The following is a 15,656-nucleotide window of genomic DNA, read 5'->3' as shown; positions in this document are numbered from 1 at the left end:
ATCTATTTCGTTGGCGAATAGTTCGCTGGCGAAGTAATCTGCGCCGGTGACCACGCTGACCGCCCTGCGCCATCGCGACTTCCGGATGCTCGTGGCGGGCACGACGACCAGCGCGCTGGGCAACGCGATCACCCCGATCGCCCTGGCGTTCGCCGTGCTCGACCTCGGCGGCTCGGCGTCCGAGCTCGGCCTCGTGGTCGCGGCCTTCGCGCTGGCCGAGGTCGTCACGACGCTGTTCGGTGGCGTGCTGGGCGACCGGCTGCCCCGCAAGGTGATGATGGAGGGCTCCGCCGCCGGCAGCGCGCTCACCCAGCTGCTCATCGCCGCCTCGCTGATCGCGGGCTTCGCCACGATCCCGATGATCGGGGTGATCGGTGCGCTCAACGGGTGCCTGGCCGCGCTCAGCCAGCCCTCGTCGCGGGCGATGACCCGGCTCACGGTGCCGGAGGCCGACCTCGGCTCCGCGGTCGCCGTCCGGGCGCTGCTCCAGACCTCGGCCAGCACGGTCGGGTTCGCCCTGGGCGGCGTCCTCGTGGCCGTCGTCGGGTCGGGCTGGGCGATCGGTGTCGACGCGGTGACCTACACCATCGCGGCGATCTGCTTCTCCCGGCTGCGGGTCGAGCAGGCGGCGCCCGAGGGGGAGCGGAGCTCGATGCTCGCCGACCTCGGTGAGGGCGCGCGCGAGGTCTTCGCGCACACCTGGCTGTGGCTGCTGATCGGTCAGGCACTGCTCTATCACCTGTTCTACGGCGGCGCCCAGAGCGTGCTCGGGCCGATCGTCGTCGGCGGCGAGTTCGGCCGCTCGGCGTGGGGCCTGGCCATGGGCACCCTGATGGCCGGCTTCGTCGTCGGCGGCGTGGTCTGCCTGCGCTGGCGGCCCCGCCGCGGCCTGTTCGTCGGGACGGCGCTGCTGAGCCTCACCGCGCTCTTCCCGCTCGCGATGGCGCTCTCCGACCAGCTCTGGGTGGTGCTGCTCGGCGCCTTCCTGCACGGCTTCGGGCTCCAGATCTTCGACGTCTCCTGGGACCTCTCGATCCAGCAGAACGTCGACCCCGACAAGCTCGCCCGTGTCTACTCCTTCGACGTGGTGGGCTCGTTCGTGGCCCGCCCGGCGGGGATGGCGCTCACCGGGCCGATCGCGACCGTGGTCGGATTCCAGGAGTGGCTGGTGGTGGTGGGCTGCGTGATGGGCGGCTCCGCGCTGCTGTCGCTGGCCTCGCGTGACGTGCGCCATCTCGTGCGACAGGACCTGGTCCAGTCCGCGGAGCCCGGATCCGGTGACCCGGAGGCGAGCCCCGCCGCCGTGTGAGACGCTGCCGGCACACGAACTTGCTGGGGGGTAAATCGTGTTCGGCAGCACGCTGCGTCCGCGCGCCCTGCGCGCACCTGTTCTCGCTCTCGCCGTCCTGATGTCCGGCGGCCTGGCCGCCGTGACGCCCGGAACGGCCGCCGCGACCGGGATCACCTGCACCTCGGGCGTCGCGACGTCCAACGCGCTCGGGCCGGCGACCGGCTGGACCGAGTTCGTCGAGACCGACGGCTCCCGCGGCGCCGAGTCGGAGGGTGCGATCGCGTACGGCGGCAACCTGCCGACCGCGATGACCGTCGGCACGCACCTGACGGGGTACGCCGCGAGTGCCCCGGCGCTGGTCGTCGCCGGCACGCACGGGCAGTGGTTCAACCTGTCCCGCGGCAGCGCCTACGTCTCGCCCCAGAGCGGGGTCAACTTCAACGGCGGCGGCCACTACCTGCCCGGCAACCCGGTCGACTTCGGCGCGGCGTTCACCGAGCTGCGCGCGCTCTCGACGTCGTGGGGAGCGGCGCCCGCCACCGGCACCGTCACCACCGGCACCGTCGGCGGCAACAGCGGCGCCCTGGTCCTCACCGGCACCAGCGGCTCGCTCAACGTCTTCACGCTCAGCCCGGCCCAGGCGGCCCAGCTCGCGGGCGGCGCCCACGTCGGGTACGACGTACCGAGCGGCGCGGTCACGATCGTCAACGTGCCGGGCACGTCGGTCGGCGTCGCCGGCCAGGCCTGGATCGGCAGCGGGTCGAGCTGGAGCCAGGCCAGTGACGGCAACGTGAAGGGCGTCTACAACGGCATCGTCTGGAACTTCCCGGACGCGACCTCCGTGACCCTCGACTACGGCTCGGCGTGGGTCGGGCACCTGCTGGCGCCGCAGGCGGCGGTGCAGGTCGTCGGCGGCGGCCACAACATCGGCCAGGTGATCGCGAGGTCGTTCGTCTCCAGCCGCGAGACGCACCTCAACCTGTTCCCGAGCCAGGCGTGCGTGCCGACGCCGCCCGACACGCCGGGCACCTCCGACGTGACGATCACGAAGTCGGCGTCGACGACGAACCCGCACGGCGGCGACACGGTCGTCTACACGCTGACCGCGACCAACGTCGGCAACACGGTCGCGACCGGCGTCGTGATCCGCGACGAGCTCCCGGCGGGCGTCACGTTCGTGTCGGCCTCGGCGCCGTGCGCCCAGGCCGCCGGCGTCGTCACCTGCCAGGTGGGCAGCCTCGCTCCCGGAGCCTCGGTGACGAAGAAGATCACGGTGACGGCCACCCCGATCGCCGGTGCGGGCCCGGGCCCGCACTCGCAGGCGACCCACTGGCTCACGCCGTACAAGGCGGAGGCGCAGGTCGACCTCGAAGCCGGTCAGCAGCGCACGGTGACCCTCGGCTGCGCGCCCGGCGACTACCTCAGCGACGGCCAGTTCCGCGTGGACCACGTCGACCAGGGCACCGGCACGATCCGCGACGTGCGGGTCCTGGCCTCCCGGAGCGACAGCGCGTCGACGTGGAAGGGCGTGATCCGCAACGACGCGACCGGCCGCGCCCAGGCGAAGGCCTTCATCGTCTGCCTGCCGCAGCGGACCGAGGCGAACGGACACCGGCACGGGCTGTCGGAGGACGCCGCGGTGCCGTCGCTCACGCAGTCGTACGCCGTGGGCCGGCACTCGGCCACGCTGACCTGCCCCACCGGCACGGTGCCGATCGCCCCAGGCTTCGACCTCTCCTCGGCGAGCGCCGAGCTGGTCGGCTCGGAGTACTCCACGGCCGCACCGCGGAAGTGGACCTTCACCCTCGACGTGACCGCGCCCGTCACCGCGACGTACACGGCCCGCTGCCTGCGCACCACGGTGGACCCGGTCAACGGGCACACCCACGAGTTGCGCTTCACCCACGTGGTGCAGACCGTGTCGGTCCCCGGCCACACCGCGCCCGAGGGCACCGAGTACCAGGTGATCTGCCCCGACGACGCCAAGGGCGTGGTCGCGACGTTCGACCTGCCGCCGGGGGTCCGTCACGTCGGCAACGATCCGCGGCTGAAGGCCCGTGCCTTCCGGCTCTTCAACGACACCGGCACGGCGCAGCAGGCCACGATCGACCTGGTCTGCCTGCACGACCGCACGGGCAGCGGGCAGAGCGGGTCGCCCGACCCGGTCGAGGTGGTCAACACCGCCACCGTGTCGTCGGCGTCGGTCGACGCCAACCCGGCCAACAACGCCGCGGCCGCCACCGTCACCGTGCGGCCCGGGTCCGCCACGGCGGGCGCCAGCGGCTTCCTGCGCGTCGGCCGCGGCAAGGCGAAGATGAGCGTCGTGTCGGCGCTGCCGGGCAAGGCCAAGGTCAGGGTCAAGGCGCGGGGAGCCGTGGTCGCCCAGGGCAAGGTGAAGCTGCGCCCGGGCCGGTCGGTGGTCGCCAGGCTGAAGCTCACCAAGGCAGCCAAGCGCACGATCGTGCGGGCCGGGAAGGTGCGGGTCGTGGTCGACCCGGCGCGCGGCAAGCGGGTGCAGAAGGTCGTGAAGGTCCGGCGCTAGGCCGTTTGATCAGGCCGTGGGTCGGACCGGCAGGCCGCGCTCGCGCAGCGCCGCCCGGAGGTCGTCGGCGCCGGTGAACAGCACGCCGTCCATGCCGAGCGCGTCCGCCGCGTCGACGTTCGACCGCTTGTCGTCGACGAAGACGAGCCGGCCGAGCGGGAGTCCGCTGACCTCGGCGACGGCCGCGTAGGCGCGCGGGTCGGGCTTGGCGGCCCTGATCGCGCCCGACACCACGACGTCGTCGAGCAGCCGCAGCACCCCGAAGCGCTCCCGTGCGTACGGGAAGAGCTCGGCGGACCAGTTGGTCAGGCCGTAGAGCGGGACGCCCGCGTCGTGCAGCTCGCGCACGATCGCGACCGTGTCGGGCAGCTCGGCGAGCGAGGTCGGGAAGTGGGCCAGGTAGGCCTCGGCGTGGGACGCCCAGTGCGGGTGGGTACGGCGGACCTCGGCGATGCCGTCGGCCAGCGACCGGCCGGCGTCCTGGTGGTGGTTCCAGGCCATGAAGTCGAAGTCGTCGGCCTCGATGAACCGGCGGGCCTCGGCGACGCCGAGCCCCTGCGCGACCGCCGCGGCCGGATCCCAGTCGATGAGGACGTTGCCGAGGTCGAAGACGACAGCGGCCGGGAGCCCGGTCATGTGACCTGGCTCCCGGCCGGGACTGCTGTCTCTGGTCATGCTGGTCGGTCTCGAATCGCGGTCACGGCTTCGCAAGCTCAGCCGTGCGCTCGCTCGACCTGGCCCGGACTCGTCGGAGAGCTGGGCTTCGCTCCGCTCAGCTCCAGCGCTCCGACGCGGGCACAAAGTCCAGCGTGCGGTCGCCGGTGTAGATCTGCTTGGGGCGGGCGATCTTCTGCTCCTTGTCCTGCACGAGCTCGGACCACTGGGCCAGCCAGCCCGGCGTCCGGCCGATCGCGAACAGGACGGTGAACATCTCCGGCGGGAACTGGAAGGCCTCGTAGATCAGGCCGGAGTAGAAGTCCACGTTGGGGTAGAGCTTGCGCTTGACGAAGTACTCGTCCTCGAGCGCGATCTTCTCGAGCTCCTGGGCGATCTCGAGGAGGGGGTTGACCCCGGTGACCTCGAAGACGTCGTCGCAGGCCTTCTTGATGATCGTGGCGCGCGGGTCGTAGTTCTTGTAGACCCGGTGGCCGAAGCCCATCAGCCGCTCGTTGCCCTCCTTCACGCCCTTGATGAAGTCGGGGATGTTCTCCTTGGAGCCGATGCGCTTGAGCATCCGGAGCACGGCCTCGTTGGCGCCGCCGTGCAGCGGGCCGTAGAGCGCGCCGATGCCGGCCGCCACCGCGGAGTAGGGGTCGACCTGCGAGGAGCCGACCGAGCGGACCGCGTTGGTGGAGCAGTTCTGCTCGTGGTCGGCGTGCAGGATGAAGAGGACGTCGAGGGCCTTGACCAGGCGCTCGTCGGCGCCGAACTTCGACTCGCTCATCTTGAAGAGCATCGAGAGGAAGTTGGCGGTGTAGCCGAGGTCGTTGTCGGGGTAGACGTACGGCTTGCCCTGCGCGTGGCGGAACGACCAGGCGCCCAGGGTCGGCATCTTCGCGATCATCCGCACCATCTGGATATGGCGGTTCTCGGCGTCGCTGATGTTGCGCGCGTCGGGGTAGAACGTGGACAGGGCCCCCACCGACGCCATCAGCATCCCCATCGGGTGCGCGTCGTAGCGGAAGCCCTGCATGAACGTCCTGACGTTCTCGTGTACGAACGTGTGGTACGTGATCTCATGCGCCCACGCCTCGTACTCTGCCTTCGTCGGCAGCGAGCCGTGGATGAGGAGATAGGCCACCTCGAGGAAGCTGGACTTCTCCGCCAGCTGCTCGATCGGATAGCCCCGGTATTCCAGGATCCCCTTCTCTCCGTCGATATAGGTGACGGAGCTGCGGCAAGACGCGGTGTTCACGAAGCCGGGGTCGTACACGGCGAGGCCGGGTGCGTCCTCCCCGGCCTTGATCTGGCCCAGATCCGCGGCCTTGATGGCGCCGTCGGTGATCGGGACCTCGTACTCCTGCCCGGTGCGGTTGTCACGGACGGTGAGAGAATCAGTCACCCGCTCAACTTAGTCGGCGGTGTGGCGGGGTGCGAACCCGGAGTCCGCACTACAGACTGTGACATTGTTCCGGCCACGTCCCGGCCGCGTTTTGACCCGCCGCGAGCGACGCCCGTAAACTTGCCAGTCGCGCCTCCTGCCGCGCCCGGACACCAGCCACGGAGTCCGAGTGCAGATCCGGACGGCAACCCGCTCCTCATCGCGAGCCGCGGGTCCGAGCCGGGCAGTGTTCGTCAGAGGGCGTCGCAGCACCACCCACGGGGCGACAGGGTCCCGGGGGACCTACGAACGAAGGAAGTTCCTCCGTGCGCACGTACAGCCCGAAGCCAGGCGACATCACGCGTGAGTGGCTCGTCATCGACGCCACCGACGTGGTCCTCGGCAAGCTCGCCGCCCAGACCGCCAACCTCCTGCGCGGCAAGCACAAGCCGATCTTCGCTCCGAACGCCGACACCGGCGACTTCGTCATCATCGTGAACGCCGAGAAGGTTGCCCTCTCCGGCAACAAGGCGACCACGAAGATGGCCTACCGCCACTCCGGCTACCCGGGCGGTCTCTCGGCCACCCCGATCGGCGAGGTCCTCGAGAAGGACGCCCGCAAGGCCATCGAGAAGGCCGTGTGGGGCATGCTCCCGAAGAACAAGCTCGGCCGGCAGATGCTGAAGAAGCTGAAGGTCTACTCCGGGCCCAACCACCCGCACCAGGCCCAGAAGGCCGTTCCGTTCGAGATCAAGCAGATCTCCCAGTAATCGTCTGTCTGTCGAGAAAGTCTGAGTGAGGAACATCGTGGCTGACACCACCGAGGTCGAGGAGACCTACGAGGTCAACGAGCAGGGCATCGCCTACAGCTCCGAGAGCGCCCCGTCCGCAGACGCGCCGCAGCGTCCCGCAACCATCGCCCCCGCCGGGGCCACCGGTCGCCGCAAGGAGGCCGTGGCCCGGGTCCGCATCGTCCCCGGCACCGGCGAGTGGACGATCAACGGCCGGACGCTCGACTCCTACTTCCCCAACAAGCTGCACCAGCAGGTCGTCAACGAGCCGTTCGCGGCGCTGCAGCTCGAGGGCCGGTTCGACGTCATCGCCCGCATCCACGGCGGCGGCATCACCGGTCAGGCCGGTGCGCTCCGCCTGGGCGTGGCCCGGGCCCTGAACGCCGTCGACGTCGACGCGAACCGCCCGACGCTGAAGAAGGCCGGCATGCTCACCCGTGACGCCCGCGTCATCGAGCGCAAGAAGGCCGGTCTGAAGAAGGCCCGTAAGGCACCCCAGTACTCCAAGCGCTGACGTCTGCCGGGATCCTTCAGCAGATGCCGCGCATCTTCGGCACGGACGGGGTCCGGGGTCTGGCCAACGGTCAACTGACCGCGGAGCTGGCCCTGGACCTGTCCGTCGCCGCCGCCCGTGTCCTGGCCACCCGGGGCGAGTTCGCGGACTCCCTGAGGTCCCGGGGCCGCCCGCTCGCCGTGGTGGGCCGGGACACGCGCATCTCCGGCCAGTTCCTCGAGCACTCGGTGGTGGCCGGGCTCGCCTCCGCCGGTGTCGACGTGCTGCGGCTGCGGGTGCTGCCGACGCCGGCGGTCGCCTACCTGACCCAGGCGCTGGGCGCCGACCTCGGCGTCGTCATCAGCGCCTCGCACAACCCGATGCCCGACAACGGCATCAAGTTCCTCGCCCACGGGGGCGTCAAGCTCGACGACGCCGTGGAGCGGGAGATCGAGCAGCACCTCGACGACCCGTGGGAGCGCCCCCTCGGCGGAGCGGTCGGGCGGGTCACGCCGTACGCCACCCCCGTCGAGGAGTACGTCGCCCACCTCGTCGGCACGCTCGCGAAGCCGCTCGACGGGCTCAAGGTCGTGCTCGACTGCGCCCACGGAGCGGCCCACGAGGCGGGTCCGCTCGCGCTGCGCGCCGCCGGCGCCGAGGTGATCGCGATCAACGCCGAGCCCGACGGCCTCAACATCAACGACGGCTGCGGCTCCACCCACCTCGAGCCGCTGCGGGCCGCGGTGCTCGAGCACGGCGCCGACGCCGGCTTCGCGCTCGACGGGGACGCCGACCGTTGCCTGGCCGTCGACCACGAGGGCAACGACGTCGACGGCGACCAGATCCTCGCGATCCTCGCGCTGGGCATGGCCGAGACCGGTCACCTGCCGAAGAACACCGTCGTGGCCACGGTGATGAGCAACCTGGGCTTCGTGCAGGCGATGCGCGCGGCCGGCATCGGCGTGCGCCAGACCAAGGTCGGCGACCGGTACGTGCTCGAGGCGATGCGGGTCTCCGGCTACGGACTCGGCGGCGAGCAGTCGGGGCACGTGATCATGAGCGAGTACGCCACGACGGGCGACGGCATCCTCACCGCGCTGCACGTGCTGGAGCGGATGGCCGCCACCGGCCAGACCCTCCGCGACCTCGCCGGAGTCGTGACCCGGCTGCCGCAGGTGCTCGTCAACGTCCCGGACGTCGACAAGGCGCGCGCCGACGACGACCCGGTGGTGGCCGCCGCGGTCGCCGAGGAGGAGGCCGTGCTCGGCGACGGCGGCCGGATCCTGCTGCGCCCCTCCGGCACCGAGCCGTTGGTGCGCGTGATGGTCGAGGCCCCGACGGTCGAGGAGGCCGAGGGCGTGGCGCAGCGGCTGGCCGACGTGGTGAAGCGCGAGCTCAGCCTGTAGGGCGCGGCGCCGGATCGGGAGACGCACCCCAGGCGCTGCCGGCCGCCCGCAGCCGACCAGATAGGAATGGGTCCCATGAGGGACGCTCCTACGCTGGCCGTCGAAGGCCTCGGCAAGACCTTCGGCGCCGTGCGCGCCGTCGACGACCTGACCTTCTCGGTGCGACCGGGGGCCGTGACCGGCTTCCTCGGCCCCAACGGCGCCGGCAAGACCACGACGCTGCGGATGCTGCTCGGGCTGACCCGCCCCTCGCAGGGGCGCGCGCTCGTCGGCGACCGGACGTACGCCGAGCAGCCGGTGCCCGCGTCGCTCGTCGGCGCCGCCCTCGAGGCGTCGAGCTTCCACCCGGGCCGTTCGGGCATCGGTCACCTCGAGGTGTTCGCCGGCCAGGCCGGCGCCGATCGGGCGCGGTGCCGCGAGCTGATCGAGTTCGTCGGGCTCGGCCACGCCGCCCAGCGCCGGGTCGGCGGATACTCGATGGGCATGCGGCAACGGCTCGGGCTCGCGACCGCGCTGCTCGCCGACCCGCCCGCGATCGTGCTCGACGAGCCGGCGAACGGGCTCGACCCCGAGGGCATCCGCTGGATGCGCGGCCTGCTGCGCGCCTTCGCGGCGGAGGGCCGCACGGTGCTGGTCTCCAGCCACGTGCTCTCGGAGGTGCAGCACACCGTCGACGACGTGGTGATCATCGCCCGCGGCCGGCTCGTGCACGCCTCCTCGTTGGCCGAGCTGAGCGCGCTCGCCGCGCCGCAGACCTACGTCGAGTCGCCGACGGCCGATGCGCTGGCCCGGCTCTGCGGCGACCGGGGCTGGACCGCCCGGCCGGACGGCGCCGGCCTGGTGGTCGCCGACGTGCCCGCGGCCGAGATCGGCGCCGCGGCGTACGCCGCGGGCATCGAGCTGCACCAGCTGGCGAGCCGGGGGGTCGGCCTCGAGGACGTCTTCCTGCAGCTGACGGAGGGTGGTGCCCGATGAGGGCCGCCGTCGTCGCGGAGTACCGCAAGCTGGTCAGCACCCGCCTGTGGTGGGTGCTGCTGATCGCGCTGGTGGGCTACCTCGCCTTCGTGGGTGGGGTCCTGACCTTCTCGATCGTGTTCTCGCCCGACGATCCGGACACCGCGATGCCGAGCGGCGCCGAGGCGGCCGCGGGCGTCTACGGCCTCGTGAACGCCATCGGCTACGTCTTCCCGCTGGTGATCGGCAGCCTGATGATCACCACGGAGTTCCGCTACCAGACGATCACGCAGTCGCTGCTGGTCGAGCCGCGTCGTACCGTCCTGCTCGGCGGCAAGCTCGCCGTCGCCGTCCCGCTCGGCCTGCTGTACGGCGCGGTCGGCATGACGGCGCTGGTCGCGGTGAGCGCGCCGCTGCTGGCCCTGAAGGGCGACGGGGCGTTCCTCACCGACCCCGACGTGCTGGCGGTCATCCTGCTCGGCGTCGTGGTCACGGCGCTGTGGACCGTGATCGGCGTCGGCTTCGGCTCGGTGCTGCCCAACCAGGTGGCGGCGGTGGTGGTGCTCCTCGCGTTCACCCAGTTCGTGGAGCCGATCGCCCGGGTCGCCCTGGGCGCCTTCGACGCGACCTCGTCGGTCGCGAGGTTCCTGCCGGGCGCCGCCGCCGACGGGCTGATCGGGGCGAGCCTGATCGGCGAGATGAGCGGCGGTTCCTCGGAGCTGCTGCCGCGCTGGGCGGCGCTGCTCGTGCTGCTCGGGTACGCCGCCGTGCTGGCGCTGGTGGGGAGGATGACGACCCTGCGCCGCGACATCGGGTAGAACCCTCCGCATGACCCGCACCCGGCTCGCCGTCGTCCTCGGCGTGGTCGCGGCCCTCGCCGTGCTGACGACGACGGGCGCGGTGGCGACGTACCTGCGCGCCGACGAGGGCGGCAGGGCGGTCCCGGCCGCGCCGCTGCGGGTCGAGGACCCGGGCAGCGGCGCGTGGCTCGAGGTGCCGGCCGCCGGCTGGCGCGTGCGACCGGCGGACCGGCGCATCTACTACGAGGACGGCGAGGGGCGGACGGTCGCCGAGGTCCGCGGACCGGCGGTCTTCCGCGAGAGCTACTGCGAGGCGGAGCCCAGGGGCTCCTACCGGGCCTTCGCCGGCTTCACCCGGCAGCCCTGGGGCGCGTGGCTCGACGGGCTGACCGGCGGAGACGGCGCCTGGTCGACCGGGGCCACCCGCGAGGACGTGACGCTCGCCGACGGCACCCGCGCCCGGGTGCGCCGGACCGGGTTGCTGGCGGCGGCCGGCGGGCGGTGCCCGGCGTCCGGGATCGTGCTCGCGATGGTCCGGGTGGGCGAGGTGCGGGCGGTGGTGGTCGCGGACGCGCCGGAGGCGGACTCGCTGGAGCCGGACGAGGTGGTCCGGATCCTGGCGACCCTCAGAGCTTCCTGAGCCGTACGTAGCGGACCGAGTGGTCGCGGTCCTTGCGCAGCACGAGCGTGGCCCGGGAGCGGGTCGGCAGGATGTTCTGCGAGAGGTTGGGCCCGTTGATCGTGTCCCAGATCCGCTGCGACTCGGCGACCGCCTCGTCGTGGGAGAGCGCGGCGTACTTGGAGAAGTAGGACTCGGGGTCGCGGAAGGCGGTCTCGCGCAGCCGCAGGAAGCGCTCGCTGTACCAGTCGCGGATGTGGCCGGTGCCGGCGTCGACGTAGACGGAGAAGTCGAAGAAGTCGCTCAAGGTCAGTCCCGCGCGGCCGTCCTCGCGCACCCGTGCGGGCTGGAGGACGTTGAGCCCTTCGATGATGACGATGTCGGGGCGCTTGACGACGACCTTCTCGCCGGGCAGCACGTCGTAGGTGAGGTGGGAGTAGACCGGCGCCTCGACCTCGTCGCGGCCGGACTTGATGTCGACGACGAAGCGCAGCAGCGCCCGGCGGTCGTAGGACTCCGGGAAGCCTTTGCGCTCGAGCAGGCCGCGGCGCCGGAGCTCGGCGTTGGGGTAGAGGAAGCCGTCGGTGGTGACCAGCGCGACGTTCGGGTGCTCGGGCCAGTGCGCGAGCATCTGCTGGAGCACGCGGGCGGTGGTCGACTTGCCGACCGCGACCGAGCCGGCCAGCCCGATGACGAACGGCGTGCGCGGCGGCTGACCCTGCCGCAGGAACTCCTCCTGGCGGCGGTAGAGCCGGCCCGCGGCCTCGACGTACAGGCTGAGCAGCTTGGACAGCGGCAGGTAGATCTGCTGCACCTCGTCGAGGTCGAGCTGGTCGCCCAACCCCCGCAGCCGACGGATCTCCTCGGCGGTGAGCGGGTTCTCGACCTCGCCGGCCAGCGCGGCCCACGCGGACCGGTCGAGCTCGATGTACGGCGACGACTCCCGGGTGGTCTCGTCGGAGGTGCCGTGCTGCCCGCCGTGGGAAGACATGCCGGAGATTGTTGCAGCCGGCCCACCGACGCGGAGCCGGGGTGCCCGCTGGATACGATGACGGTCATGTGCGGCATCGTCGGGTACGTCGGGGAGAGGCGCGCCCAGGATGTCGTCATCGAGGGGCTGCGCCGGCTCGAGTACCGCGGCTACGACTCGGCCGGGATCGCCCTCGTGGCCACCGGCACGATCGCGTCGGACAAGCGGGCGGGCAAGCTGGCGAACCTCGAGAAGGCGATCGCCGACCGGCCGCTCCCGCCGGCCACCGTGGGCATCGGGCACACCCGGTGGGCCACGCACGGTGCGCCCAACGACGTGAACGCCCACCCGCACAGCGGTGCGCAGCGGCGGGTCGCGCTGGTGCACAACGGCATCATCGAGAACTTCGCGGAGCTGCGGGTCGGCATCGAGGCCGACGACGTCGCGCTGCTCTCCGAGACCGACACCGAGGTCGCCGCCCAGCTGCTGGAGGCCGAGGTGCTGACCGGTGCCGACCTGACCACCGCGATGCTGCGGTTGGTCAACCGGCTCGAGGGCGCCTTCACCCTGGTCGCCGTCGACGCGCTCGACCCGTCGCGGGTGGTGGCCGCCCGCCGCAACTCGCCGCTCGTCGTCGGGATCGGCGACGGGGAGAACTTCCTCGGCTCGGACGTCGCGGCGTTCATCGAGCACACCCGGGAGGCGATGGAGCTCGGCCAGGACCAGGTCGTCACGATCACGCGGTCCGGCGTCTCGGTGCGCAACTTCGACGGCAGCTCCGCGGAGGGGCGGCGCTACCACGTCGACTGGGACCTGTCGGCCGCGGAGAAGGACGGTCACGACTGGTTCATGCGCAAGGAGATCCACGAGCAGCCGCGGGCCGTGGCCGACTCGCTGCTCGGACGGCGTACGCCGGAGGGCCGGCTGCACCTCGACGAGATGCGGCTCTCCGACCAGGAGCTGCGCGACGTCGACAAGGTCATCATCATCGCGTGCGGCACGTCGTTCTACGCCGGCATGGTCGCGAAGTACGCCATCGAGCACTGGACCCGGGTGCCGGTCGAGGTCGAGCTGGCCTCGGAGTTCCGCTACCGCGACCCGATCCTCGACTACTCGACGCTCGTCGTGGCGATCAGCCAGTCGGGGGAGACCGCCGACACCCTGCAGGCGATCCGCCACGCGCGCACCCAGCGCTCGAAGGTGCTGGCGATCTGCAACACCAACGGCTCGACGATCCCGCGCGAGTCCGACGCGGTGATCTACACCCACGCGGGCCCGGAGATCGGCGTCGCGTCGACCAAGGGCTTCCTGACCCAGCTGGTCGCATGCTACCTGCTCGCGCTCTACCTCGCGCAGGTCAAGGGCACCCGCTACGGCGACGAGATCGACGAGGTGATGCGCCAGCTCGAGGCGATGCCCGACCACATCGCGACGGTGCTCGCGTCGGCCGACGCGATCTACGCGATGGCGGCCGAGCACGTCGACACCAGGTCGGTGCTCTTCCTCGGCCGGCACGCCGGCTACCCGGTCGCGCTCGAGGGGGCGCTGAAGCTCAAGGAGCTCGCCTACATCCACGCGGAGGGCTTCGCGGCCGGTGAGCTGAAGCACGGTCCGATCGCGCTGGTCGAGTCCGGACTCCCGGTGCTCTGCGTGGTGCCGCCGGCCGGCCGCGACCAGCTGCGGGACAAGATGGTGAGCGGCATCCAGGAGGTCCGGGCCCGCGGGGCGCGCACGATCTGCCTGGTCGAGGACGGCGACGACGCGATCACGCCGTACGCCGACACGGTGATCCGGCTGCCGAAGGTGCCGGTGCTGCTGCAGCCGCTCGTGGCCGTCGTACCGCTCCAGCTCTTCGCCTGCGAGCTCGCGACGCGGATGGGCCACGACGTCGACCAGCCGCGCAACCTCGCGAAGTCGGTGACGGTCGAGTGACGCGCCCATGATCATCGGGGTCGGGATCGACGTGGTCGACGTCGAGCGCTTCGGGGAGTCGCTGACCCGGACGCCCGGCCTGTCGGCGCGGCTCTTCACGCCCAGCGAGGCGGCCCGGCCGCTCGCCTCGCTGGCGGCCCGGTTCGCCGCCAAGGAGGCGCTCGCGAAGGCCCTCGGCGCCCCGGTCGGGCTGCACTGGCACGACGCCGAGGTCGTCTCGGAGTCGTCGGGTCGCCCGCTGATGGAGCTGCGCGGCTCGGTCCGCGCCCGCGCCGACGAGCTCGGGGTCGGATCCGTGCACGTCTCGCTGTCCCACGACGCCGGCATCGCCTCGGCCGTGGTGGTGCTGGAGGGCTGAGGCCCGGGACGTCATACGGTCGGTGTGTCCACTTGCTCCATCCGTATGACGTCCGGTGATGGCCGCTAGCGTGAGGGCATGAGGCGGGCGCACACGGTCGAGCAGGTGCGAGCGGCCGAGCGGGAGCTGATGGCCCGACTGCCCGAGGGGGCACTGATGCAGCGGGCCGCGACCGGGCTGGCGTACGCCGTGGTCGACCTGCTCGGCTCGGCGTACGGGCGGCGGGTGCTGCTGCTGGTCGGGTCGGGCGACAACGGGGGAGACGCGCTGTACGCCGGGGCGCTGCTCGCCCGGCGGGGCGCGGCGGTCCAGGCCTGGCTGCTGTCCGACCACGCGCACGAGGGCGGGGTGGCGGCGCTGAGAGAGGCCGGCGGGTGCGTGGTCGACGGGAGCCCGGCACGACCCGAGGTGGTGGTCGACGGGATCGTCGGGATCGGGGGGCGACCGGGGCTGCGGCCCGAGGCCGCGGCGGCGCTCGAGGCGGTACGGGGCGTGCCGGTGGTCGCGGTCGACACCCCGAGCGGCGTCGACGTCGACACCGGCGAGCTCGACGGGGCGCACGTGACCGCGGACGTGACGGTCACCTTCGGCACCCACAAGGTGGCGCACCTCGTCGACCCGGCGAGCCGGTATTGCGGGGCGGTGCATCTCGTCGACCTCGGGCTCGACCTGGCCGAGCCGGCCGTCGAGGCGCTGCAGCCGGAGGACGTCGCGGCGCTGCTGCCGCGGCCGGCGGCCGACGCGCAGAAGTACACGCGCGGCGTGGTCGGCGTCCGCGCCGGCAGCGCGCTCTACCCCGGCGCCGCGCTGCTGTCCGTCGCCGGCGCCGCGAGCGGGCTGGCGGGGATGGTGCGGTACGTCGGCCCGGCCGAGGTCGCCGACCGGGTGCGCCAGTGGCATCCCGAGGTCGTCGGCGAGGGCCGGGTCCAGGCCTGGGTGGTCGGCTCCGGCGGCGGCGAGAGTGCCGGCGATGAGCTCCGGGCGGCCCGATCCGACCGGGTCCCGACCGTGGTCGACGCCGATGCGCTGGCCCATGTCGACGGGCCACAGCCGGCCGACACCGTGCTCACCCCGCACGCCGGCGAGCTCGCGGCGATGACCGGCGCCGAGCGCGCGGACGTCGAGGCCCGGCCGCTCCACCACGCGCGCGGCGCGGCCGCGGCGTACGGCTGCACGGTGCTGCTCAAGGGCCGCCGCACGCTGATCGCCGAGCCCGACGGCCGGGTCCGCGTCACCACCACCGGCACGCCCTGGCTGGCGACCGCCGGGGCGGGCGACGTGCTCGGCGGGCTGGTGGGCGCGCTGCTGGCCGCCGGACTCACGGCGTACGACGCCGCGTCCGTCGGATCCTGGCTGCACGGCGCCGCCGCGACACTCGCCGGGCGCGACGGACCGCTGGTCGCGAGCGACGTCGCGGCGGCGATCCCCGCGGCCGTGCGGAGCCTGCCGAGGGCGTGAT

The 15,656-nt window shown here is 72.4% G+C and carries 14 protein-coding genes; 11 read left to right on the top strand and 3 right to left on the bottom strand.

What is annotated here, in order from left to right; all coding sequences use genetic code 11:
- Positions 1–46: 46 nt before the first annotated feature.
- Together KM427_RS21510 and KM427_RS21505 are read left to right on the top strand one after the other, a co-directional pair.
- Positions 47–1,309, top strand: a complete 1,263-nt coding sequence (locus KM427_RS21510) for an MFS transporter (protein ID WP_252274740.1) — start codon at positions 47–49, stop codon at positions 1,307–1,309.
- Between the two features lie 37 nt (positions 1,310–1,346).
- The gene (locus tag KM427_RS21505) at positions 1,347–3,833 is read left to right on the top strand and encodes a choice-of-anchor A family protein (RefSeq protein ID WP_215525254.1); all 2,487 of its coding nucleotides are present in this window, start codon (positions 1,347–1,349) and stop codon (positions 3,831–3,833) included.
- A gap of 9 nt (positions 3,834–3,842) precedes the next feature.
- Here KM427_RS21505 and KM427_RS21500 read toward each other — a convergent pair whose 3' ends face one another.
- Both KM427_RS21500 and KM427_RS21495 read right to left on the bottom strand, forming a co-directional pair.
- The gene (locus tag KM427_RS21500; RefSeq protein ID WP_215525253.1) at positions 3,843–4,469 is read right to left on the bottom strand and encodes an HAD family hydrolase; all 627 of its coding nucleotides are present in this window, start codon (positions 4,467–4,469) and stop codon (positions 3,843–3,845) included.
- 136 nt (positions 4,470–4,605) lie between these two features.
- On the bottom strand, positions 4,606–5,895 hold the full coding sequence (locus tag KM427_RS21495; RefSeq protein ID WP_215525252.1) for a citrate synthase: 1,290 nt from the start codon (positions 5,893–5,895) through the stop codon (positions 4,606–4,608).
- Positions 5,896–6,200: 305 nt separating this feature from the next.
- On the opposite strand from KM427_RS21495, the gene rplM reads away from it, so the two are divergent.
- From rplM to KM427_RS21465, 6 genes are all read left to right on the top strand, one after another.
- A complete protein-coding gene (rplM, locus tag KM427_RS21490) occupies positions 6,201–6,644 on the top strand; it encodes a 50S ribosomal protein L13 (protein ID WP_183591835.1) in 444 nt (147 codons plus the stop codon).
- Between the two features lie 37 nt (positions 6,645–6,681).
- Entirely contained in the window at positions 6,682–7,179 is a 498-nt protein-coding gene (rpsI, locus tag KM427_RS21485; protein WP_215525251.1) for a 30S ribosomal protein S9, read from the top strand.
- Positions 7,180–7,202: 23 nt separating this feature from the next.
- A complete protein-coding gene (glmM, locus tag KM427_RS21480; RefSeq protein WP_183591834.1) occupies positions 7,203–8,564 on the top strand; it encodes a phosphoglucosamine mutase in 1,362 nt (453 codons plus the stop codon).
- A 75-nt stretch (positions 8,565–8,639) separates the two neighbouring features.
- The gene (locus KM427_RS21475; RefSeq protein ID WP_215525250.1) at positions 8,640–9,539 is read left to right on the top strand and encodes an ABC transporter ATP-binding protein; all 900 of its coding nucleotides are present in this window, start codon (positions 8,640–8,642) and stop codon (positions 9,537–9,539) included.
- Positions 9,536–10,336 (top strand): ABC transporter permease, encoded by an 801-nt coding sequence (locus KM427_RS21470; RefSeq protein ID WP_183591832.1) that lies wholly within the window; start codon positions 9,536–9,538, stop codon positions 10,334–10,336. The genes KM427_RS21475 and KM427_RS21470 overlap by 4 nt, the downstream gene beginning before the upstream one ends.
- Before the next feature lie 10 nt (positions 10,337–10,346).
- Complete coding sequence (locus tag KM427_RS21465) at positions 10,347–10,958, top strand: DUF8017 domain-containing protein (protein WP_215525249.1); 612 nt, start codon at positions 10,347–10,349, stop codon at positions 10,956–10,958.
- Here the strand turns inward: KM427_RS21465 and coaA are convergent.
- The gene (coaA, locus tag KM427_RS21460) at positions 10,945–11,928 is read right to left on the bottom strand and encodes a type I pantothenate kinase (protein WP_183591830.1); all 984 of its coding nucleotides are present in this window, start codon (positions 11,926–11,928) and stop codon (positions 10,945–10,947) included. The two genes, KM427_RS21465 and coaA, sit on opposite strands and share 14 nt — an antisense overlap.
- Positions 11,929–11,994: 66 nt before the next feature.
- Here coaA and glmS point away from each other — a divergent pair, with 66 nt between their 5' ends.
- The 3 genes from glmS to KM427_RS21445 all read left to right on the top strand — a co-directional run bounded on the left by glmS (position 11,995) and on the right by KM427_RS21445 (position 15,655).
- Positions 11,995–13,839 (top strand): glutamine--fructose-6-phosphate transaminase (isomerizing), encoded by a 1,845-nt coding sequence (gene glmS, locus KM427_RS21455; protein ID WP_215525248.1) that lies wholly within the window; start codon positions 11,995–11,997, stop codon positions 13,837–13,839.
- 7 nt (positions 13,840–13,846) lie between these two features.
- Entirely contained in the window at positions 13,847–14,197 is a 351-nt protein-coding gene (locus tag KM427_RS21450) for a holo-ACP synthase (protein ID WP_215525247.1), read from the top strand.
- A gap of 78 nt (positions 14,198–14,275) precedes the next feature.
- Positions 14,276–15,655 (top strand): NAD(P)H-hydrate dehydratase, encoded by a 1,380-nt coding sequence (locus tag KM427_RS21445; protein ID WP_215525246.1) that lies wholly within the window; start codon positions 14,276–14,278, stop codon positions 15,653–15,655.
- Position 15,656: the final 1 nt, after the last annotated feature.

This window comes from Nocardioides sp. LMS-CY (assembly GCF_018732145.1).
In the GTDB taxonomy this organism is placed as follows: Bacteria; Actinomycetota; Actinomycetes; order Propionibacteriales; family Nocardioidaceae; genus Nocardioides; species Nocardioides soli.
This window is presented reverse-complemented; position numbering and strand designations above follow the sequence as displayed.